The 20690-nt window shown below is 71.5% G+C and carries 19 protein-coding genes and 1 tRNA gene; 12 read left to right on the forward strand and 8 right to left on the reverse strand.

Annotated elements, in window-relative coordinates; translation table 11 throughout:
* Positions 1-30 precede the first annotated feature (30 nt).
* The 3 genes from KF823_10720 to KF823_10730 all read right to left on the reverse strand — a co-directional run bounded on the left by KF823_10720 (position 31) and on the right by KF823_10730 (position 2544).
* The gene (locus tag KF823_10720) at positions 31-1215 is read right to left on the reverse strand and encodes a glycosyltransferase (protein ID MBX3726375.1); all 1185 of its coding nucleotides are present in this window, start codon (positions 1213-1215) and stop codon (positions 31-33) included.
* A gap of 91 nt (positions 1216-1306) precedes the next feature.
* The gene (locus KF823_10725) at positions 1307-1690 is read right to left on the reverse strand and encodes a DUF2304 domain-containing protein (protein ID MBX3726376.1); all 384 of its coding nucleotides are present in this window, start codon (positions 1688-1690) and stop codon (positions 1307-1309) included.
* A complete protein-coding gene (locus tag KF823_10730; GenBank protein MBX3726377.1) occupies positions 1687-2544 on the reverse strand; it encodes a glycosyltransferase family 2 protein in 858 nt (285 codons plus the stop codon). Before KF823_10730 ends, KF823_10725 begins: the two co-directional genes overlap by 4 nt.
* Positions 2545-2631: 87 nt before the next feature.
* Here KF823_10730 and KF823_10735 point away from each other — a divergent pair, with 87 nt between their 5' ends.
* Complete coding sequence (locus tag KF823_10735; GenBank protein MBX3726378.1) at positions 2632-2931, forward strand: hypothetical protein; 300 nt, start codon at positions 2632-2634, stop codon at positions 2929-2931.
* 123 nt (positions 2932-3054) lie between these two features.
* Here the strand turns inward: KF823_10735 and KF823_10740 are convergent, their stop codons facing one another.
* Entirely contained in the window at positions 3055-3615 is a 561-nt protein-coding gene (locus KF823_10740; GenBank protein ID MBX3726379.1) for a GspH/FimT family protein, read from the reverse strand.
* Positions 3616-3689: 74 nt separating this feature from the next.
* On the opposite strand from KF823_10740, the gene uvrB reads away from it, so the two are divergent.
* Together uvrB and KF823_10750 are read left to right on the forward strand one after the other, a co-directional pair.
* Positions 3690-5726, forward strand: coding sequence for an excinuclease ABC subunit UvrB (gene uvrB, locus KF823_10745; GenBank protein MBX3726380.1), 2037 nt, complete (start codon positions 3690-3692; stop codon positions 5724-5726).
* An 88-nt stretch (positions 5727-5814) separates the two neighbouring features.
* Positions 5815-6537, forward strand: coding sequence for a DUF3011 domain-containing protein (locus KF823_10750; GenBank protein MBX3726381.1), 723 nt, complete (start codon positions 5815-5817; stop codon positions 6535-6537).
* A 406-nt stretch (positions 6538-6943) separates the two neighbouring features.
* Here the strand turns inward: KF823_10750 and KF823_10755 are convergent, their stop codons facing one another.
* Together KF823_10755 and KF823_10760 are read right to left on the reverse strand one after the other, a co-directional pair.
* Positions 6944-7336, reverse strand: a complete 393-nt coding sequence (locus KF823_10755) for a hypothetical protein (protein ID MBX3726382.1) — start codon at positions 7334-7336, stop codon at positions 6944-6946.
* A 191-nt stretch (positions 7337-7527) separates the two neighbouring features.
* Complete coding sequence (locus KF823_10760) at positions 7528-8592, reverse strand: metal-dependent hydrolase (protein MBX3726383.1); 1065 nt, start codon at positions 8590-8592, stop codon at positions 7528-7530.
* Positions 8593-8678: 86 nt separating this feature from the next.
* Here KF823_10760 and KF823_10765 point away from each other — a divergent pair, with 86 nt between their 5' ends.
* Positions 8679-9611 (forward strand): sodium-dependent bicarbonate transport family permease, encoded by a 933-nt coding sequence (locus KF823_10765; GenBank protein MBX3726384.1) that lies wholly within the window; start codon positions 8679-8681, stop codon positions 9609-9611.
* A 13-nt stretch (positions 9612-9624) separates the two neighbouring features.
* The gene (locus tag KF823_10770) at positions 9625-9927 is read left to right on the forward strand and encodes a hypothetical protein (protein MBX3726385.1); all 303 of its coding nucleotides are present in this window, start codon (positions 9625-9627) and stop codon (positions 9925-9927) included.
* Here KF823_10770 and KF823_10775 read toward each other — a convergent pair whose 3' ends face one another.
* Positions 9928-10698 (reverse strand): hypothetical protein, encoded by a 771-nt coding sequence (locus KF823_10775; protein MBX3726386.1) that lies wholly within the window; start codon positions 10696-10698, stop codon positions 9928-9930.
* 256 nt (positions 10699-10954) lie between these two features.
* Positions 10955-12937 carry a PhoX family phosphatase gene (locus KF823_10780; protein ID MBX3726387.1) on the reverse strand — a complete coding sequence of 661 codons (1983 nt, stop codon included), beginning with the start codon at positions 12935-12937 and terminating at the stop codon, positions 10955-10957.
* Positions 12938-13052: 115 nt separating this feature from the next.
* Between KF823_10780 and KF823_10785 the strand changes: the two genes are divergently transcribed.
* The 7 genes from KF823_10785 to pheT all read left to right on the forward strand — a co-directional run bounded on the left by KF823_10785 (position 13053) and on the right by pheT (position 20689).
* Positions 13053-13127 (forward strand) — tRNA-Val (locus KF823_10785).
* A gap of 202 nt (positions 13128-13329) precedes the next feature.
* Positions 13330-15234, forward strand: coding sequence for a threonine--tRNA ligase (thrS, locus tag KF823_10790; protein MBX3726388.1), 1905 nt, complete (start codon positions 13330-13332; stop codon positions 15232-15234).
* Positions 15235-15256: 22 nt separating this feature from the next.
* A complete protein-coding gene (gene infC / locus KF823_10795; protein MBX3726389.1) occupies positions 15257-15796 on the forward strand; it encodes a translation initiation factor IF-3 in 540 nt (179 codons plus the stop codon).
* 503 nt (positions 15797-16299) lie between these two features.
* A complete protein-coding gene (rpmI, locus tag KF823_10800; GenBank protein ID MBX3726390.1) occupies positions 16300-16497 on the forward strand; it encodes a 50S ribosomal protein L35 in 198 nt (65 codons plus the stop codon).
* A gap of 13 nt (positions 16498-16510) precedes the next feature.
* The gene (gene rplT, locus KF823_10805) at positions 16511-16870 is read left to right on the forward strand and encodes a 50S ribosomal protein L20 (protein MBX3726391.1); all 360 of its coding nucleotides are present in this window, start codon (positions 16511-16513) and stop codon (positions 16868-16870) included.
* 38 nt (positions 16871-16908) lie between these two features.
* Positions 16909-17967, forward strand: coding sequence for a phenylalanine--tRNA ligase subunit alpha (pheS, locus tag KF823_10810; protein MBX3726392.1), 1059 nt, complete (start codon positions 16909-16911; stop codon positions 17965-17967).
* A gap of 349 nt (positions 17968-18316) precedes the next feature.
* Positions 18317-20689, forward strand: a complete 2373-nt coding sequence (gene pheT / locus KF823_10815) for a phenylalanine--tRNA ligase subunit beta (GenBank protein MBX3726393.1) — start codon at positions 18317-18319, stop codon at positions 20687-20689.
* Position 20690: the final 1 nt, after the last annotated feature.

Consider the following 20690-nt stretch of genomic DNA (forward strand, 5'->3'; position numbering starts at 1 on the left):
CCCTCGGTGTGGCGGCGCACGCCGGCCGGTTCAGGCGGCCGCACCGTCCGCGAGGCATTCCCGATAGACCGCCTGCAGCGCCTGAGCCACGGCGTCGATGCGGTAGCAGCGCTGGAAACGCCGGGCACCGGCCTGACCTAGGCGGGCGCGCAGCAGGGGGTCGTCGCGCAGGCGCCCAAGTGCCTCGGCCAGGGCCCGCGGGTCGGCCGGCGGCACCACCAGGCCTGCGGGTTCGGGTCCGTCGGCAGCCAGCACCTCGGTCATGCCGCTGCCGGGCACCCGCGTCGCCAGGCACGGCACGCCGGCGCGCATCGCTTCCAGCAGCACCATGCCGAAGGCTTCGCTGCGTTCGATCGAGGGCAGGCACAGCACATCGGCCGCCGCCAGGGCGGTCGCCAGGGCGGCGTCGTCGAGGCTGCCCGGCAGGGCGACCCGGCCGGCCAGGTCGGGCCGGGCGGCCCGCTCGCGCACCGGGCGCGCCAGGTCGCCGTCGCCGATCAGCAGCAGCTGCACCCCGGGCGTCGCAGCCACCGCCTCGAGCAGGTGGTCGATGCCCTTGTAATAGCTGAAGCGCCCAACGAACAGCACGCGCAGGCCGGTGCCGGCGGGCCAGGCCTCCATCGTCGCCGCGGCCGCGCGGCCATCGGCCAGACCCAGGGGCAGCACCCGCACCTTGTCCTGCCAGGGCGCCAGCGGCCGGCTCGACGCGGCGTAGGCGGCACTGGTGGCGACCACCCGCCGGGCACGCCTCAGCAGGGCGGTCTCCAGTCGACGGTAGCCGGGATACAGCAGCCGCAGCCGCAGCGACAGGGCATCGTGCGGGACATCGGCATGCCAGTGGATCAGCCAGGGCAGGCGCCGTGCCGAGGGCAGGGCCAGCGCCCAGAACGCGGAAGGGTTGGGCAGGTGCAGATGCAGCAGTTGCGGCCGCCAGCGCCGGATCAGGCGGTCCAGGAGGCAAGGCCAGCCCGGGCTGACCGGCGCGTAGGCCAGGCGGGCCAGCACGCGTGCCTGTACCGCCGCGGCGCCAAGGGCGCGACGGCAATGCGTCGACGGATTGCCGGGATCGGCATGTGCAAGCACCGCCGGCCGCAGACCCAGGCGCCGCTGCGCCGGCAGCAGGTCGGCCAGGAACCGCTCGATGCCACCGGGGTGGGGCGGCAGGAACTTGCCGAGGTGGAGAATCCGCAGGGGAGCGTCGGTGGTGCCGCGCATGTCAGGGTCCGGCGGCGCGTCGCGCGGCAACACCCGAGCATCGGCCTTGCTTGCTGACGGCGATGCGGGCGATCGACGCTGACACGCGCGTTCAGTCCGGTCCGGTCTCGCGACGCGGCGGCGGCAACCCCTGGCGCACCCGCATCTCCTCCATGTCCTGCTCGAGAATGGCCAGCTTCTGCGACAGCCGGCGCAGCGCGCGCTCCTGGCGCGAGCGCTGCAGGTCGCCGAGCAGGCTCTTGATCAGCAGCGCGGCGATCGCCACCAGGCAGAGCAGGATCGGCGGGTAGTAGACGCCGGTGAGCTGGCCGATCCGGTCGATCACCCGGGGGAAGGCCGACAGGCCGATGATGCCCGCCGCCAGCAACAACCAGCCCAGTGCGTAGGGGCCGTGCAGGTGGTCGCGGCGCACCATGTACAGGATGGTGCCGGCCAGCGCCAGTCCGATCGCCAGGGTGACCACGATCAGGCTCATGCCTGCGCCTCCTCGGGCAGGCGCCTGCGGATCTGCGCCAGGCACAGCACCGTGGTGTGGATCATGTAGCGGGCGACGCTGAACCAGGACGAGAACACGCGCGAGTGGCCGTTCTCGCGCTTGCGCATCGCCACCGGCAGCTCGTGGATGCTGAGCCCCTGGCCGGACAGCAGCAGGAGCACGCCGATGTCCTGGTAGTCCAGCAGGCTGGCCTCCGGCCGCGACAGCAGGTCGATCGCCCGCGGCCCGTAGGCGCGCAGGCCGGAGGTGACGTCGACCACCTTCAGGCCGGTCAGAAACCGGAAGTAGGACCAGGCGACGCGCCGGGCCAGGCTGAGCCGGGCCGGGCAGGTGCCGATCACCACGTCGTCCTGCGCCAGCGCGGCGCGCAGGCCGGGCAGGGCATCGGTGGGGTGCTGGCCGTCGGCGTCCAGGGTCAGCACCTGCCGGTAGCCGTGCCGGCGCGCGTAGCGCAGTCCTGTCTGGATGGCGCCCCAGGCACCCAGCCTGGCGGGCAGCTCGAGCACGGTCGCGCCGGCAGCCAGCGCGGTGGCGACGGTGTCGTCGTCCGATGCGTCGGAAATGACCAGCACCGTGGCGCCAGGCAGGGCGCGCGCGCCGGCGACGACGGCCGCCACGGAGGCGCCCTCGTTGTAGGCGGGGATCACGACCAGGCAATCGGAGGTCGACACGGGAGGGTGCGCGGCGGGGGACCGACGATTGTCCCGGTCGGGTGCGCAAAGTGTCAAACCGAACGTCGGCGCCCTGGCGAGGCCTCCGCCCGGCGACCCGCGCCGGACGGCATGCGGGTTGGCCAGCACGCGGCACCATCCGGTGGCCGCGCGGCGGGTCATCCGTGCCGACTGACGCCTGTCAGTGGCGCCGCTGCGCCGGCCGATGGACCCTGCGTGCCATCAGGTCCATCACGAAGGAATTGCGCCATGCACCCGTCCGCCAAGGTTCCCGTCGTTGCCGTCCTGTCCAGCCTGCCGGTGGCCCTGGCGGTCGCCAGGTTGACCGGTCTGGCGCCGGGCCAGGTGCTCGCCCTGCTGCTGGGGGGACTGCTGCTGGCCGGATTCGTGGCCGCCTGGGCCGCCCGGCCGGCACCGGCCAGCGCCGGCTGGCTGGCCGCCGTGTTCGCCCGGAGCCTGCAGCTCCTGGTCGGACTGGTGGTGGTCGCCTTCGTCGTCCAGGGCCTGGTCTGGGCGCTCGCCAGGGTCGCCGTGACCGGGACAGCGTAGCCGCCACCCCGGCATGGCCCGCTTCATGCCGAACCCGGGGCGATCCCCGCTGGTTCCCTGCGCGCTACCGGGCGGGCGCGAGCGGAACCATCGGGTCCCCCCCCTCGCGCTGCGCGGCGCAGGTCAGGGGCAGGCGCCCGGGGCGGCGGGTCCGGTGCGTGGTCGACCGCCGTTGTTCACGACGACGGCGCGACCCTGGCCCGGCAGCCGGCTGTCGCACAGGGTGAGGGTCAGGTTGCTGCCGCTGGCGCTGCCGTCGGGCCGGTAGCGAAGCTGCGGCCGGCCGATGCTGCTGCGCGCGGTCAGGCCCGCCGGCAGCGGGTCGACGCGGGCCAGCACCGGCTCGCCGGGGTCCAGGCGTCGGTTGCGGTTGTCGTCCTGCCAGGCAAGCCAGCCGGCACTCCAGTCCAGCCCCCCGGAACAGGCGTGCTCCTGGACGGCCGGGCACAGCTCGGTCGGCAACTGGTTCGCCAGTGCGTGCATCCGCGCCTGCTGGAAGCTGGCCACGAACTGGTTGGCGGCGGTCGCCAGTCGATGCCGTGCGGCCAGCTCGCGCAGCGAGGGCGCGGCCATGCCGGCCAGGATCGCCAGCAGGGCCAGCGCGGCGAGCAGTTCGACCAGGGTGAACCCGGCCGGAACGCGGCGGGCAGGCATCGTGTCGGCGGGCTTGCATGGGCTGTCCATGGCCGCCACTGTGTCCGGTCGGGTCGCCGGCGTCGTCGGCGACCGCCCCGATCGCCTGTAGGAAAATGCCGGTCATGTCCGACGAACGTTCCGACGCCTTCCGCCTGGCCACGCCGTTCCCGCCGGCCGGCGACCAGCCGCAGGCCATCGCCCGGCTGATCGAGGGCTTCCATGCCGGCCTGGCGCACCAGACCCTGCTCGGCGTCACCGGTTCGGGCAAGACCTACACCATCGCCAACGTCATCCAGTCGGTGCAGCGGCCGACCCTGGTGATGGCGCCCAACAAGACCCTGGCGGCGCAGCTCTATGGCGAGTTCAAGGCGTTCTTCCCGGACAACGCGGTCGAGTACTTCGTCAGCTACTACGACTACTACCAGCCCGAGGCCTACGTGCCGTCCTCGGACACCTACATCGAGAAGGACAGCTCGATCAACGAACACATCGAGCAGATGCGCCTGTCGGCGACCAAGGCGCTGATCAGCCGGCGCGACGCCATCGTCGTCGCCACCGTGTCGGCGATCTACGGCCTGGGCAGCCCGGAGGAGTACTACAAGATGGTGCTGCACATGGTGCGCGGCGAGCGCATCGAGCAGCGCGAGCTGATCCGGCGCCTGACCGAGCTGCAGTACACGCGCGGCGACCACGAGCTGCGCCGCGCCACCTACCGGGTGCGCGGCGAGGTGGTCGACGTGTTCCCGGCCGAGAACGAGGACGAGGCGCTGCGCATCGAGCTGTTCGACGGCGAGATCGAGAACCTGGCGCTGTTCGACCCGTTGACCGGCGAGGTCCGCCGGCGCATCCCGCGCTACACCATCTACCCGAAGTCGCACTACGTCACCACCCGGCGCACCGTGCTTGAGGCGATCGAGACGATCAAGACCGAGCTGGCCGACCGCCTCAAGGAGTTGACCGAGGGCGGCCGCCTGCTGGAGGCGCAGCGGCTCGGCCAGCGCACCCAGTTCGACCTGGAGATGATGGCCGAGATCGGCTACTGCAACGGCATCGAGAACTACTCCCGGCACCTGACCGGCGGCATGCCCGGCGAGCCGCCGCCGACCCTGTTCGACTATCTGCCGCCGGACGCCCTGCTGGTGCTGGACGAATCGCACGTCACCGTCCCGCAGATCGGCGCCATGTACAAGGGCGACCGTTCGCGCAAGGAGACCCTGGTCGAGTTCGGCTTCCGGCTGCCCAGCGCCCTGGACAACCGGCCGCTGAAGTTCGAGGAGTTCGAGCGGCGCGCGCCGCGCACCATCTATGTCTCGGCGACGCCCGGCGCCTACGAGCTGCAGCATTCCGGCGACGCCGTGGTCGAGCAGGTGGTGCGGCCGACCGGCCTGGTCGATCCGGCGGTCGAGGTGCGCCCGGTCGCCACCCAGGTCGACGACCTGCTCGGCGAGATCCGACTGCGCACCGCGATGGGCGACCGCGTCCTGGTAACCACCCTGACCAAGCGCATGGCCGAGAACCTCACCGAATACCTGGCCGAGAACGGCGTGCGGGTGCGCTACCTGCACTCGGACATCGAGACGGTGGAGCGCGTCGAGATCATCCGCGACCTGCGCCTGGGCGCCTTCGACGTGCTGGTCGGCATCAACCTGCTGCGCGAGGGCCTGGACATGCCCGAGGTGTCCCTGGTGGCGATCCTGGACGCCGACAAGGAGGGCTTCCTGCGCTCCACCGGCTCGCTGATCCAGACCATCGGCCGCGCCGCCCGCAACCTGCGCGGCACCGCCATCCTCTACGCCGACCGGATGACCCGCTCGATGCAGGCGGCGATCGAGGAGACCGACCGGCGCCGGGCGAAGCAGCTCGCCTTCAATGCCGAGCACGGCATCGTCCCGCAGACCATCAGCAAGCAGGTCGCCGACATCATGGAAGGCGCCCGCGACGACACCCGCACCGGCAAGACCGGCCAGCGCAGCCGCAAGGTCGCCGCCGTGGCCGAGCCTGCCACCGACTACGCCTCGATGGACCCCGCCCGCCTGGCCGCCGCCCTGAAGAAACTCGAGGCGCAGATGTTCCGCCACGCCCAGGACCTGGAGTTCGAGGCGGCGGCCCGCGTCCGCGACGAGATCCACCGGCTGAAGGCCGCCTCGCTGATGGCCTGATGGGCGCTGGACAGCCGCTCGTCCCGGGCAGACACTTGCCCAGCGGCCGCCGGCCGCGACTGCCAGCATCCTTGAGGGAGGATCCATCATGCATCGACTGCTTGCCGCCGCCACCTTGCTGCTGGCGGGACTGCCGTTCGCCGTCTCGGCGCAGGGCCCGGCGCCGAAGTACCACTCCGGCCAGGGCACCGTCACCTGCGAGAGCAGTCGCGGCGGCTATCGCGAGTGCCATACGGGTTACCGGGCGCCGCCCCGCGTGATCCAGCGCCTGTCGGATTCCGCCTGCGTCGAGGGCCGAAGCTGGGGCCACCGTCCCGGCATGGTCTGGGTCAGCCAGGGTTGCCGCGCCGTATTCGAGGAGAGCCGGGGCTGGGCCGGCGGCGGCGGTCAGGGCCCGGGCGGCGGCATCGTCTGCGAGAGTCGGCGCAATCGCTACACCGAATGCCGCGCCGACTTCCGCGGCCAGGTCGACCTGGTCGAGCAGCTGTCCCGCGAGCCCTGCATCGAAGGCCGGACCTGGGGCCAGTCGCGCAACGGCGTCTGGGTCGACAGCGGCTGTCGCGGCCGCTTCGCCGAGTTCTACCAGGGCGGTGGCGGCCACTGGGGTGGCGGCAGCGGCTACAGCGTGGAATGCGAGAGCCGGGGCAACCGCCACCAGCGCTGCGCCTGGGACTGGGGCCGCGGCACGCCCTTCCTGCTGCGCCAGCTTTCCCATACGCCCTGCGTGCGCAACCAGACCTGGGGCTACGACGCCCGTCGCCAGGAGTTGTGGGTGACCGAAGGCTGCCGCGCGGTGTTCGGCGCCCGGTAACCGGGTTGCAGGCGGACCGCCTCCGGCACGACCGGAGGCGGCTCCGGTCGGTTTCCGGCACCTGCCGATAGCGGAGCGCGCTGTGCTCCCCTCTCCCTCTGGGAGAGGGGCCGGGGGAGAGGGCCGGCACTTGCCATGATGCGCATCGCTGCCGTCCCAGGCGGCGCGCGCTGGCCCGGGCAGCCCTCTCCCCCGCCCCTCCCCCGCAGGCGGGGGAGGGGAGAAGTGCGATGTCGTCGCACTGGCGACACGCCGCCTGGCAGCGGGCTGAGACACGATCCTGATCGGGCTGACGGGCGGGGTCGATCGGAGACCTCTGCGGGCCTGGCCTTTTCCGACGTCTGCCAGGAGGCGTGCCGGTGGGCGAGAAGACGACGGCCCGGCGGCGTTGCCCTTCAGTCGCCTGCTAGGGATCGCGACGGGCGTCCAGGGGCCAGGCGACGCCGCCGCGGGCGCTGACCAGGGCGCCTCGGCTGGCGCCGGGGCGCGAGGGCGCGTCGAGCAGCAGCACGAACGGATCTTCCGCGTCGGCGGACACCGGCAGCACCATCACCAGTCGTCCCTCGACCAGCGCTGCCGGCGTCGGGCCGCCGTGCGCGCCCATCCATTCGCAGGGCTCGTCCGCCAGCGGCTCGGGGCAGATCGCGGGGCCGGCATGCCACCAGACATGGGCCTCGGCTGCGCCCTGGGCATGATGGATGGCGAGTTCGAGCAGGCGGCTGCCGGCCAGGGTGCGCAGCGCCGGGTGGTCGCGGGTCAGGGTCCATTCGCCCTGCCAGGCGCCGAGCGGGGTCGGCACACGGTCGGCCGGATCTTCCTGGGCGGGGGCCCCGGCGGCCAGAAACAGGAGGAGCAGGGCTGGGAGGGCCGCCTGCCAGGCGCGGGTCGGCGGGGTTCGGGCGACTTCAGCCCTGGATACGGAGCGAACGGGGGCTGCGCTTCTCATTGCGGCACTCGATGGGAGGGTGCCTGCAGGAACGCGGACACCGTTCAGCGACTGCCATCGAACCCGGCCGGTGCCGTCCCGTGCGGTTCGCTGCGCCCGGTTTCCGATGCATCGGGTTCGTGCCAGATCCGCTGCCACATGGCGGCCAGACGGCGACGCGCGTCCAGCGGCTGGCGGACCTGTTCGGGCGGGATCGCCTGCCAGCCCGTGCCCTCGGCGCGGGCTACCGCGAAGTTGAAGGTGTAGGTCGGCTCGGCGCCCATCCTTAGGTCGGACAGCACCAGCCGGTCGTCGTCGCGCCAGGCCTTCATGAAGCCGTGGTTGAACCAGGCCAGGCGCTGCACGGCGGGCAGGTGGGCGACCGCGGCGAGATCCTCCTGGCCACGGTCGTGGGCGCGGAAACGCATCGGCGCGCGATCGGCGACCAGGGAGCGCTCGCCCTCCAGGAAACCGTCCGGGGTCAGCACCACGACCCGCCACAGCAGGATGTTGAACGGCATCGGCACCGAGAACCGTGGCGCATCGGCCAGTCCGGCCGCCGCCAGGGTCGCTGCGGCCGCGCGCTCCACCTGTGCCTTGGCCAGCAGCGAGGCGCCGGCGTAGCCGGTGCTCAGCACCAGGCCGGTGGCCAAGGCCTGGCCGGCGATCCGGCGCGGCCCGGCCAGGGCCGCCACCGCGACGGCCAGCAGCAGCCACACCGTGTACAGCGGATCGATGATGAACAGGCTCGACACCATCACCGGCGGCACCGGCAGCGGCCACCACAGCTGCGTGCCGTAGACGGTCAGCGCGTCGAGCAGCGGGTGGGTGAGCAGGGCCAGCACGATCGCCCACCACCAGCCGCGCGGCGCCGCGCGTACCGGCGCGGTGCGGCGCGCCAGCCACCAGAGCAGGTGGCCGAGCAGGGGCAGCATCAGAAGCGAATGGCTGGGGCCGCGGTGCCAGGTCATGCGCAGCACCGGGTCGTCGACCAGCAGCAGGGGCAGGGCATCGAGGTCGGGCAGGGTGCCGAGCGCGGCGCCGGCGAGCAGGGCGCGGCGGCGATGGCCGGGCGGCACGCAGGCGGCGGCGACGCAGCCGCCGAGCAGCATCTGGGTCAACGAGTCCATGGCCCAGAGCCTAAGGGCAAGGCACCGTCGACGCGGTGAAGACGGCGTTCGGGCACAATCGCGCGGTCCCCAACCGGCACGACGCCATGGCCAGCCTGGATCCGGTCATCCTGTTCTTCGCGCTCGGCCTGCTCGCCGGCCTGGCGCGCTCGGATCTGCGCCTGCCGGCGGCGATCTACGACTTCCTGACCGTGGTCCTGCTGCTGGCGATCGGCCTGAAGGGCGGCGTCGAGCTGGCCCGGCAGCCGGCCGCCGCCCTGCTGCTGCCGTCGCTGGCGGTGATCGCCATGGGCCTGGTGCTGCCGCTGCTGGCCTTCGCCTGGCTGCGTCTGGGCCTGGCGCGCGTCGATGCCGCGGCGATCGCCGGCCACTACGGTTCTGTGAGCGTCGGCACCTTCGCGGTGGCGGTGGCCTTCGTGCAGGCCCAGGGCCTGGCCTTCGAGGGTTATCTCGCCCTGTTCGTGGTGCTGCTGGAGGTGCCGGCGATCGTGGTCGGCATCGTGCTGGCGCGCGGCCTGGCCGCCGGCACCCGCTGGGGCGAACTGGCCGGTGAGGTATTGCTGGGCAAGAGCATCGTCCTGCTGCTGGGCGGCCTGGCGATCGGCTGGATCGCCGGCGAGGACGGCCTGGCGCCGATGTCCGGCCTGTTCGTCGACCTGTTCAAGGGCTTCCTTGCGCTGTTCCTGCTGGAGATGGGCCTGATCACCGCCGCGCGCGCCGGCGACCTGCGCCGCAGCGGGCTATTCCTGGTGGCGTTCGCCGTGCTGTTTCCGCTCGGCAGCGCGGTGGTCGGCGCCACCCTGGGCTGGCTGCTCGGCCTGTCGGTGGGCGGCACCACCCTGCTCGCCACGCTGGCCGCCAGCGCCTCGTACATCGCCGCGCCGGCGGCGTTCCGCCTGGCGGTGCCGCAGGCCAACCCGGCGCTGTCGCTGGCGGCCTCTCTGGGCATCACCTTCCCCTTCAACGTGCTGGTCGGCCTGCCCCTGTACCTGGGCCTGGCGCGCTGGCTGCACGCCTGACCGGAGACCGGCCATGGCCACCGCCATCCGCAAGCTCGTCACCATCGTCACCGAGGCCCGCATCGAGCGGCAGTTGCTGGCCGCGGTGGAGGCTGCCGGCGCCCGCGGCTGGACGATCACCGACGTCCGCGGCAAGGGCAGTCGCGGCGTGCGCCGTGCCGAGTTCGACCTGAGCGGCAACCTGCGGCTCGAGGTGGTCTGCGAGGCCGCGGTCGCCGAAGCGATCGCGACCGCCGTGCGCGAGCGCTTCTACGCCGATTACGCGATGATCCTGTACCTCCAGGACGTCGAAGTGCTGCGGCCGGAGAAGTTCTGATCAGCAGCCGTTGGGGATCGGCGCCACCGTGCAGATGTCCAGGGTGAGCTGGTTGCCCTCCATGGAGTGGCGGAACAGCACGTCGCTGTTGGCGAACAGCGGCACGCCCGGATAGCCGACCACACCGATATCCGGATTGACCCGGAAGCGGATCTCCTGGTTGCCGAACTGCGGCTGGCTGGTCTGCAGGGGGATCAGCAGTTCCAGCCAGACGCCGCGCGCCATGCCCCAGGCGCCGCCGCCGATGCCGCCGTTGGGTGCGGCGATGCGCAGGCCCTCCAGGCCCTGGGGGAACACCTGCGGACAGCCATACCCCGGATCGGTGCCCAGGTTGAACAACTGGTGGAACGGCCGGTTCGGGTTGGGCGGCGTGCGCGCGAAGCAGAACGCCGGATTGGCGGCGCTGGCCGCCGGGGCGACGCCCGGCGGCAACAGCATCTCGATGCCGACCGCGCTGCCCGCGCAGGGGTTGCCGGGGTGGCTGACCACAAGATGCGCGTAGAAGACCTCGCCGACCGCCGGCGTGCGGTTGGGAGGACGCAGGGTATAGCCGGCATAGGCCTGGGTACGCACCTCGACGATCGGCGGGTCGCTCAGGCAGGCGATGTTCTGGCCGATGTTGCGGAACACCCCGTTGAACCAGGGCAGGACCAGCTGCGGCATGGCCTCGCGAACGTCGGGCCCGGCCAGTCGGGTGTCGGCCCGGGCAGCGGTGAGGCTGCAGGCTATGAGCACGACGAGGGCGAGGGAGGATCGGAAAGGTGTGGACATGGCGGACTCCGGAAGCGGTCGGGCGCCCTGCCGGCTGGCGGGCTTCCTGTCCACCGGAAACGCAAACCAGGCGCCGGTCCCCTCAGCACGTTCCAAACAAGGCCGTTCTGGCCTCGATCGGACTCGCCGCGCCCGACACACTCCGCGCCGGGATCCGATGAATCAAACCCTTGCGTGCGTGGCTCACACCGGCCCGTCCACGGGCCGGAGGCGGATCTGGGGTGATCGGACCTTCCCTCCAGGGCGCCGCCGCCTTTCAGGCGCCGATCACGCCGCCATCGTCACGGGTGATCACCACGGTGGCCGAGCGCGGCCGTCCGGCGGCGGGGCCGTCCGGCCAGGCGCTGACTGCGGTCGGGCTGGCCGGGCCGGTGCGCAGGCCCAGCGCCGCGAGATCGCCGGGCACTTCGCCGGGATGCTGGATGTTGACGAAGAAGGTGCGCAGGTCCGGGGTCATCGACAGGCCGGTGACCTCGCAGCCGACCGGCCCGGTCAGGAACCGGCGGATCTCTCCGGTGTCCGGATCGCAGGCCAGCATCATGTTGTTGCCGAACCCGGCGAAGGCGCCGGCGCGCAGGTTGCGTTCGGGGATGTCGGTCTGGATCCAGAGCACCTCGCGGTCGTCCATCCACAGTCCGTCCGGATTGGCGAAGGCGTCGCGCGGCACGCCGCTGCCGTCGCCGGCCGGCTCGCCGGCCAGCGCCAGGATGTCCCAGCGGAAGCGCGGGGCGCCGGGGTGGTCGCCGTCTTCGCGCCAGCGCAGGATGTGGCCGAACGGGTTGGCCGCCCGGGGGTTGGCGGCATCCGCCGCCGGCTGGCCAGGCGCCCCGCGCAGTTCGTTCATGGTCAGCGACAGGTACAGCTCCCGGGTGCGCGGATTGGCGGCGATCCACTCGGGCCGGTCCATCGGCGTCGCGCCCAGCGCGTCGGCGGCGTTGCGGGCGAACACAAGCACCTCGGCCTGGTCGGCGAAGCCGTTCTCCGGGGTCAGCGGTCCCTGTCCGTGCACCAGCGGCAACCAATCGCCGCTGCCGTCCTCATGGAAGCGGGCGACGTACAGGGTGCCCTCGTCGAGCAGTCCCCGACCGGACGCGGGATCGGTCGGGTCGTAGCGCCGGCTGGCGACGAACTTGTAAGCGTATTCGAAGCGCTCGTCGTCGCCCGAGTACACCGCCACCGTGCCGTCCGGCCCCAGCACGCAGGTCGCGCTCTCGTGCGCGAAGCGGCCCAGTGCGGTGCGCTTGACCGGGGTCGAGTCCGGGTCGAAGGGATCGATCTCGACCACCCAGCCGTGTCGGTGCGGTTCATTGGGCTCGCGCGCCACATCGAAACGCGGCAGCAGGCTCGACCAGCCCAGCCGAAGGTATCCGGCGCCGACCAGGCGATAGCGCCGGTAGCGCTCGGGGCGGTCGGGAACGTGCCCGTCCGGCACGTCGAAATGGCCGTGGAAGTTCTCCTCGCAGGTCAGGTAGGTGCCCCAGGGCGTGACCCCGTGCGCGCAGTTGTTGAAGGTGCCCAGCACGGTCCGGCCCGCCGGGTCCTCGCTGGTGCGCATCAGCGGATGGCCGGCTGCAGGGCCGGCCAGCGCCATCGGCGTCGCCGCGGTGATCCGGCGCGCCAGGGCCGAGGGGCGGACCACATGCCATTCGCCCGCCTCGTCGCGTCGTACCTCGATCACGCTGACGCCATGCGCAGCCAGTTCCTTGTCGAGCTTCTCGCGGTCGTATCCGAAGGGATCGTGGCGATGGCCGCCGTCGGGGTGCAGCAGGCCGGGGGCGATGTACTCGTGGTTGAGAACCAGCAGACCATGGTCGGCGCTGGCGCTGCCGCGCGGCAGGGGAAAGAAGTGCATGCCGTCGTGGTGCATGCCGGCCTGCAGCGCCTGGTCGGCCGCCGGGTTCGTCGCATCCTGGCGGAACGCGGGTCCGTCGGAGATCGGGTCGCCCCAGGCGTACAGGACCCGGGCGCTGTAGCCGGGCGGCACCACCACGGTGTCGGCGGTCGAGACGGGCACCGGCCGGAAGCCCAGCTTGCCGGCGGTTGCGGAGCGCGCGCCGCGATCCACCGGCCCGGAAGCCGCCGAGCACCCGGGCAGCAGGGACCCCGCGGCGAGGCCGGCAAGTCCCAGGCCGGCGCCGCGCAGCAGTTCGCGCCGGCTCAGCATCCGGGCCAGGATCTCCTGGAACGGTGCGGTCGGGTTGCCGGTGGGTGGCGACGGCTTTCGGTTCGGTATCGACATGGGAGCGCGGGAAGTTCGGGTAGCGTGGATTCTGGCGTGCCAGGATGACCGGCGCGTGGCGAGGTCCGGGTGATTGTGCGCCGCCGCGAACGCGCGTATCATTCGCGGCCCTGACGGGCGCGTAGCTCAGCGGTAGAGCACTACCTTGACATGGTAGGGGTCACAGGTTCGATCCCTGTCGCGCCCACCACCGGCCCCGCCGGTGCCGTCGATCCACAGGAGCCGTAGCCCGAACGGGCACGATCACCATGACGCGAACCGCCTTCAACGCCTGAGTCGAGCGCGATGCGTGGTTCCGCACAGGGGCGCGTTGCGCCCCTTTTCGTTTCCGGCACCGTCGGATCCCGCGCCAGCGCGGGATCGGGCAGGGCGGCGCCGACAGGAGCACCCCGATGGTCACGATCACCCTTCCCGACGGCAGCCAGCGCAGCTTCGAGCAGCCGGTGACGGTCCATGAACTGGCCGCCAGCATCGGGCCCGGCCTGGCCAAGGCCGCCCTGGCCGGCAAGGTCGACGGCACGCTGGTCGACACCAGCCATCCGATCGCCGCCGATGCCGTGGTCGAGATCGTCACCGACCGCCATCCGGACGCCCTCGAGGTGCTGCGCCACTCCACGGCGCACCTGCTGGCGCAGGCGGTGCAGCGCCTGTTCCCGGGCGCCCAGGTCACCATCGGCCCGGTGATCGACAACGGCTTCTATTACGACTTCTCCTACGAGCGGCCGTTCACCGCCGACGACCTGCCGCGCATCGAGGAAGAGATGCAGCGCATCGTCAAGGAGGCGCTGCCGGTGACCCGCACGGTGAAGCCGCGCGACGAGGCGGTCGCCTTCTTCCGCGGCCTCGGCGAGGAGTACAAGGCCCGGATCATCGAGGACATCCCGGCCGGCGAGGCGCTGTCCCTGTACAGCCAGGGCGAGTTCACCGACCTGTGCCGCGGCCCGCACGTACCCGGCACCGACCGCCTGCGCGCGTTCAAGCTGATGAAGGTGGCCGGGGCCTACTGGCGCGGCGACCACAACAACGAGATGCTCAGCCGCATCTACGGCACCGCCTGGCTGAACGACAAGGACCTGAAGGCCTACCTGCTGCAGCTCGAGGAGGCCGACAAGCGCGACCACCGCAAGCTGGCCCGCCAGCTCGGCCTTTTCCACCAGCAGGAAGAGGCGCCGGGCATGGTGTTCTGGCACCCGCGCGGCTGGGCGCTGTGGCAGCAGGTCGAGCAGTACATGCGCCGGGTGTACCGGGAGTCCGGCTACCAGGAGGTGCGCTGCCCGCAGATCCTCGACGTCACCCTGTGGAAGAAGTCCGGCCACTGGGACAACTACAAGGACAACATGTTCTTCACCGAGTCGGAGAAGCGCGACTACGCGCTCAAGCCGATGAACTGCCCCGGCCACGTGCAGGTCTTCAACCACGGCCTGCACAGCTACCGCGACCTGCCGATCCGCTACGGCGAGTTCGGCTCGTGCCACCGCAACGAGCCGTCCGGCGCCCTGCACGGCATCATGCGCGTGCGCGCCTTCACCCAGGACGACGGCCACGTGTTTTGCACCGACGGCCAGGTCGAGGCCGAGGTCACCGCCTTCCACCGGCAGGCGTTGAAGGTCTACGAGACCTTCGGCTTCACCGACATCGAGGTGAAGATCGCCCTGCGCCCGGAGTCGCGGCTGGGCGACGACGCCACCTGGGACCGCGCCGAGGCCGCGCTGCGCGCGGCGCTGTCGGCCTGCGGCGTGGCCTGGACCGAGCTGCCCGGGGAGGGCGCCTTCTACGGCCCGAAGATCGAATACCACCTCAAGGACGCCATCGGCCGCGCCTGGCAGCTCGGCACCATGCAGGTCGACTTCATGATGCCGCAGCGCCTCGGGGCCGAGTACGTGGACGAGCACTCCTCGCGTCGCCACCCGGTCATGCTGCACCGGGCCATCGTCGGCTCCATGGAGCGCTTCATCGGCATCCTTCTGGAACACCATGCCGGCGCCCTGCCGCCCTGGCTGGCGCCGGTGCAGGCGGTCCTGCTCAACATCACCGACGCCCAGGGCCCCTATATCGACGCGCTCGGAAAAGCCTTTGCAAATCAAGGCTTCCGCGTGGAAACGGATTTGCGGAACGAGAAGATCGGCTATAAGATCCGCGAGCACACCTTGCAGAAGGTGCCCTACCTGCTGGTCGCGGGCGACCGCGAGAAGGAGCAGGGCACGATCGCGGTGCGCACGCGCGGCGGGGAGGACCTGGGGGTGATGACGCCCGCCGAGTTCGAACGCCGGCTGCGCGAGGAATGCGTGCGGCCCTGACGGCGCACGACCGGACAACCCCCTGGAGGACCAGCGAATCAGCACCGTCAACGACAAGGGCAACCGCCGCAACGAGGACATCCGCGTTCCGCGGGTGCGGGTGATCGACGCCGAAGGCGAACAGGCCGGCATCCTGACCCGCGCCCAGGCGCTGGCCATGGCCGAGGAGGCCGGCATGGATCTGGTCGAGATCCAGCCGAACGCCGATCCGCCGGTCTGCCGGATCATGGATTACGGCAAGTACCGCTTCGAGCTGCAGAAGAAGGCCAACGCCGCGCGCAAGAAGCAGAAGATGGTCGAGATCAAGGAAGTCAAGTTCCGTCCGACCACGGACGAGGGCGACTACCAGATCAAGCTGCGCAACATGCGCCGTTTCCTGGAAGAGGGCGACAAGGTCAAGGTCACGATCCGCTTCCGCGGCCGCGAGATGAGCCACCAGGAACTCGGCCTGGCCAAGACCCAGCGCATCGAGGCCGACCTCGGCGAGGAGGCCGTGATCGAGCAGCGGCCGCGCCAGGAAGGCCGCCTGCTGGTGATGATGATCGCCCCCAAGAAGCGCTGACCGCGCCGGGGGCCCCGAGTCCTGGGGCCGATTGGCGTCGTGTCTCAGCCCTGGATCGGGGACCAAGGGCCAGGGCGCGGTATTCGGTGAGCGGAGCGCGTGTGCTCCCCTCTCCCTCTGGGAGAGGGACCGGGGGAGAGGGTCGGGGCTGGCCACGATCTGCATCGTTGCCGGCCCAGCGGCCCGCGCTGGTCCGGGCAGCCCTCTCCCCCGCCCCTCCCCCGCAGGCGGGGGAGGGGAGAAGTGCGGTGCCGTCGCGTAGGCGACACGCTGCCTGGCAGCGGGCTGAGACACGGCTCCAACCAGGTCCCCTGGGGGTGCGGGCCGCCGCGCAGGGCGGACGCAGGGTCCGGACCGGTCCGGATATTCCTGCTATCATGCGCGGCCCGGTTCGTCCGGGCCGCCCCCGCGTGGGGCATACAAGCAGGTCGAGGTCTCCACGAAGTGCGCCGCCATGGCGCCACCCCGGCCGGTAACGAAGAGCAGCTCACGGAGCCAACACCATGCCAAAGATGAAGACCAACCGCGCGGCGGCCAAGCGCTTCCGCAAGACCGCGTCCGGCAAGTTCAAGGCCGGCCATGCGTTCAAGAGCCACATCCTGACCAAGAAGTCGACCAAGCGTAAGCGCGGTCTGCGCGCGACCAACCACGTGCGTGCCGAGGACGCCGGTCGCGTCCAGCGCATGCTGCCGTACATCTGAGGAGCGCTGAGCCATGGCACGAGTCAAGCGTGGTGTCACCGCCCGCCGTCGTCACAAGAAGGTCCTGGCCAAGGCCAAGGGCTACTACAACGCGCGCCGCAAGGTCTTCCGCGTCGCCAAGCAGGCGGTCACCAAGGCCGCCCAGTACGCCTACATCGGCCGCAAGCAGAAGAAGCGCAACTTCCGCTCGCTGTGGATCGTCCGCATCAACGCGGCGGCGCGCCAGTTCGGGCTGTCCTACAGCCGCCTGATCGCCGGTCTCAAGAAGGCGCAGATCAACATCGACCGCAAGATGCTGGCCGACCTGGCCTTCCATGACATCAAGGCGTTCGGCGCGGTCGCGGAACGCGCCAAGCAGAGCCTGGCGGCCTGAAGCCGTCCGTCCGGGGCGCATCGCGCGCCCCGGCATCCATGGAATTGCTGGCGTGGGGATCGGGACGACCGGTCCCCACGCGCGTTTTGGAGGCCGGAATCGTGGCGGTGGACCAGCTCAATCTCGACAACGCGCATGCGCGCATCGAAGCCGCGGACAGCCTGGACGCCCTGGAGTCGCTGCGCGTCGCGCTGCTCGGCAAGCAGGGCCTGGTGACCGCCGAGCTCAAGCGGCTCGGAGGCCTGTCGCCCGAGCAGCGCAAGCAGCAGGGTGGCGTCATCAATCGCCTCAAGGACGAGATCGGCCAGGCCCTGGCCCATCGCCGGGAGATGCTGGAGGCGCGCGTGCTGGCCGGTCGACTGGCCAGCGAGCGCATCGACGTCACCCTGCCGGGCCGGCAGGCAGGTACCGGCGGCCTGCATCCGGTGACCCGCGCGCTGGAGCGGATCACCGACATCTTCTCCCGGTTCGGCTACGACGTCGCCGAGGGTCCCGAGGTCGAGGACGACTGGCACAACTTCGAGGCGCTCAACTTCCCGCCCGACCACCCGGCGCGGGCGATGCACGACACCTTCTATTTTCCGGACGGCCGGCTGCTGCGCACCCACACCTCGCCGGTGCAGATCCGCGCCATGGCCGGCCGTGAGCCGCCGCTGCGCCTGATCGCGCCGGGCAAGGTCTACCGCAGCGACTCCGACCAGACCCACTCGCCGATGTTCCACCAGGTCGAGGGCCTGGTGGTCGGTGAGGGCATCACCCTGGCCGACCTCAAGGGCACCCTGGCCGCCTTCCTGCGCGGTTTCTTCGAGCGCGACTTCGAGATGCGCTTCAAGCCCACCTATTTCCCCTTCGTCGAGCCCGGCGCCGACGTGGTGATCCGCTGGCAGCTTCCGGACGGCGGCAGCCGCTGGCTGGAGGTGCTGGGCGCCGGCATGGTGCATCCGGCGGTGCTGCGCAACTGCGGCATCGACCCGGAACGCTACAGCGGCTTCGCCTTCGGCATGGGCGTCGAACGCCTGGCCATGCTGCGCTACGGCGTCACCGACCTGCGCGCGTTCTTCGAGAACGACGTGCGGTTTCTGGGGCAGTTCCGGTGAGGAGCGGGGACCGGGGACCAGGGACCAGGGACCGGGGACCAGGGACCGGGGACCAGGGACCGGGGACCGGGGACCAGGGACCAGGGACCAGGGACCAGGGACTGGGAACTGGGACTGGGAACTGGGAACTGGGAACTGGGAACTGGGAACTGGGAACTGGGAACTGGGAACTGGGACTGCCGGCCGGGAAACGGAGCGATGCAGCGATGACGGGCAGGATTGACAACGCGCGCCGGGTCTTGCGGACGGTGCGCCGGAAGGCGGGGCGGCTGGATCGGGGCTCTTCCGGTCCCCGGTCCCCGGTCCCCGGTCCCCGTCTCGAGTCGGCCATCAAGGATGCTGGAACACCATGAAGCTGAGCGAAAACTGGCTGCGCGAATGGGTCGATCCAGGGGTGGATCGCGAAACGCTGTGCACCCGGCTGGACATGATCGGGCTGGAGGTCGAGTCGGTCGAGACGCTGGGCGCAGGCCTCGACGGTGTTGTGGTGGCGCGCATCGTTTCGGCGGTGCCGCACCCGGATGCCGACCGCCTGCGTGTGTGCGAAGTCGATGCCGGCGACGCGCGCCTGCAGATCGTCTGCGGCGCCCCGAACGCGCGTGAGGGCCTGCTGGCGCCGCTGGCGCGCGTCGGTGCCCGTCTGCCGGGCGGCCTCGAGATCAAGGCGGCCAGCCTTCGCGGCGTGGAGTCGCAGGGCATGCTGTGCTCGGCACGCGAGCTGGGCATCGATGCCGACGCCGCCGGGCTCATGGAACTGCCGGCCGAAGCCGTCCCGGGCACGCCTCTGGCGACGCTGCTCGGCCTTCCCGACGCGGTCATCGAACTGGGCCTGACGCCCAACCGCGCCGACTGCCTGGGCATGCTCGGTCTGGCCGTGGACGTCGGCGCCGCGTTCGCGGTGCCGGTGTGCCGGCCGGCGATCGCCGACGTACCGGCGCAGGTCGCCAGCAGCCGGGCGGTGGCGCTGGCCTCGCCGGCCGCCTGTCCGCGCTACCTGGGCCGCGTGGTGGAGGGCGTCGATGCCTCGCGCAGCTCGCCGCCGTGGCTGGCCGAGCGGCTGCGCCGTGCCGGCATCCGGCCGATCAATGCGGTGATCGACGTCACCGCCTACGTCATGCTGGAACTGGGCCAGCCGATGCACGCCTTCGACCAGGCCCATCTGCACGGCGATATCGTCGTGCGCCACGCGGCTGCGGGCGAGCGTCTGGTCCTGCTCGACGGCCGCGAGCTCGTGCTGGATCCGGACCTGCTGGTGATCGCCGACGCCCGCGCGCCGGTCGCCCTGGCCGGCATCATGGGCGGCATGGACAGCCGGGTCACCGAGACCACCCGCGACGTCTTCCTGGAGGCCGCGCATTTCGCGCCCGCCGCCATCATCGGCCGCGCCCGTCGCCTGGGCATGCACACCGATGCCTCGCACCGATTCGAGCGCGGCGTCGACCCGGCGCTGCCCCGTCTGGCGCTGGAACGCGCGACCGCCCTGCTGGTCGAGCTGGCCGGTGGCCGGCCGGGTCCGGTGGTCGAGGCCATGGATGCCGGCCACCTGCGCAGCCATACCCAGGTGCCATTGCGCCGCAGCCGCATCGGCCGGCTGCTCGGCATCGAGGTCGCCGATGCCGAGGTCGAGCGCATCCTGGCCGCGCTGGACATGGCGGTCGAGCGCTGCGACGCCGGCTGGCGGGTGACCCCGCCGGGCAGGCGCTTCGATATCGCCATCGAGGAGGACCTGATCGAGGAGGTGGCGCGCATCCACGGCTACGACAACATCCCGGTGCGACCGCCCGGGGGCGAGCTTGCGCCCGCGCTGCCCAGCGAGGCCCAGCTGGCCGACAGCCTGCTCCGGCGCAGCCTGGCGGCCCGCGACTGGCAGGAGGCGATCACCTTCGCGTTCGTCGACCAGGCGCTGCTCGAGCGCTGGCAGCTTGCCGGCGATGCGCTGGCGCTGGGCAACCCGCTGTCCGCCGAGCTGGGCGTGATGCGCACCTCGCTGTTGCCGGGACTGGTGCAGGCGCTGGCCCACAACCGCGCGCGCCAGGTCGACCGGGTCCGGTTGTTCGAGCTGGGCCGCCGTTTCCACGCCGCCGCCGGGGAACGCGACAGCCTGGCCATGGTCGCCTGCGGGCCGGCCCACACCGAACATTGGGCCGGCCGGGACCGTCGTGGCCACGATTTCCACGACCTCAAGGGCGAGCTGGAAGCGCTGATCGCCCTGGGCGGCGAGCCCGAGGTCTGGTCCTTCGCCGCCGACGCGTTGCCGGCCTGGTTGCACCCGGGCCGGGCCGCCACCGTGTCCCGCGACGGCCGGCCGGTGGGCTGGATCGGTGCGCTGCACCCGGCGCTGCTGCGGCGGCTCGACCTCGATCACGAGGTGATCGTGGCCGAGCTGGACCTGGATGCTCTTCGGGGCGCCCGCGTTCCGAAAGCGAGAGCTCTATCACGCTTTCCGTCGGTGCGCCGCGACATCGCGGTCAAGGTCGATGCCGGCATCCCCTACCAGGCCCTTGCGAGCGTCGCCCGGGAGGCCCTGGGCAGCCGGCTCGAGGACCTGGTCGTCTTCGACGAGTACCGGGGCGCCGGTTTGAGCGAAGACACAAAAAGTATCGCCATGGGCTTGATTTTGCGTGACCCTTCGCGCACCCTTACCGACGACGATGCCGACCGGGCAGTTGCCGCGGTGGTGCACGGGCTGAACGCGCGTTTTGGCGCGGAACTCAGGGGCTAGG

The sequence above is a fragment of the Lysobacterales bacterium genome (assembly GCA_019634735.1).
Taxonomy (GTDB): domain Bacteria; phylum Pseudomonadota; class Gammaproteobacteria; order Xanthomonadales; family UBA2363; genus Pseudofulvimonas.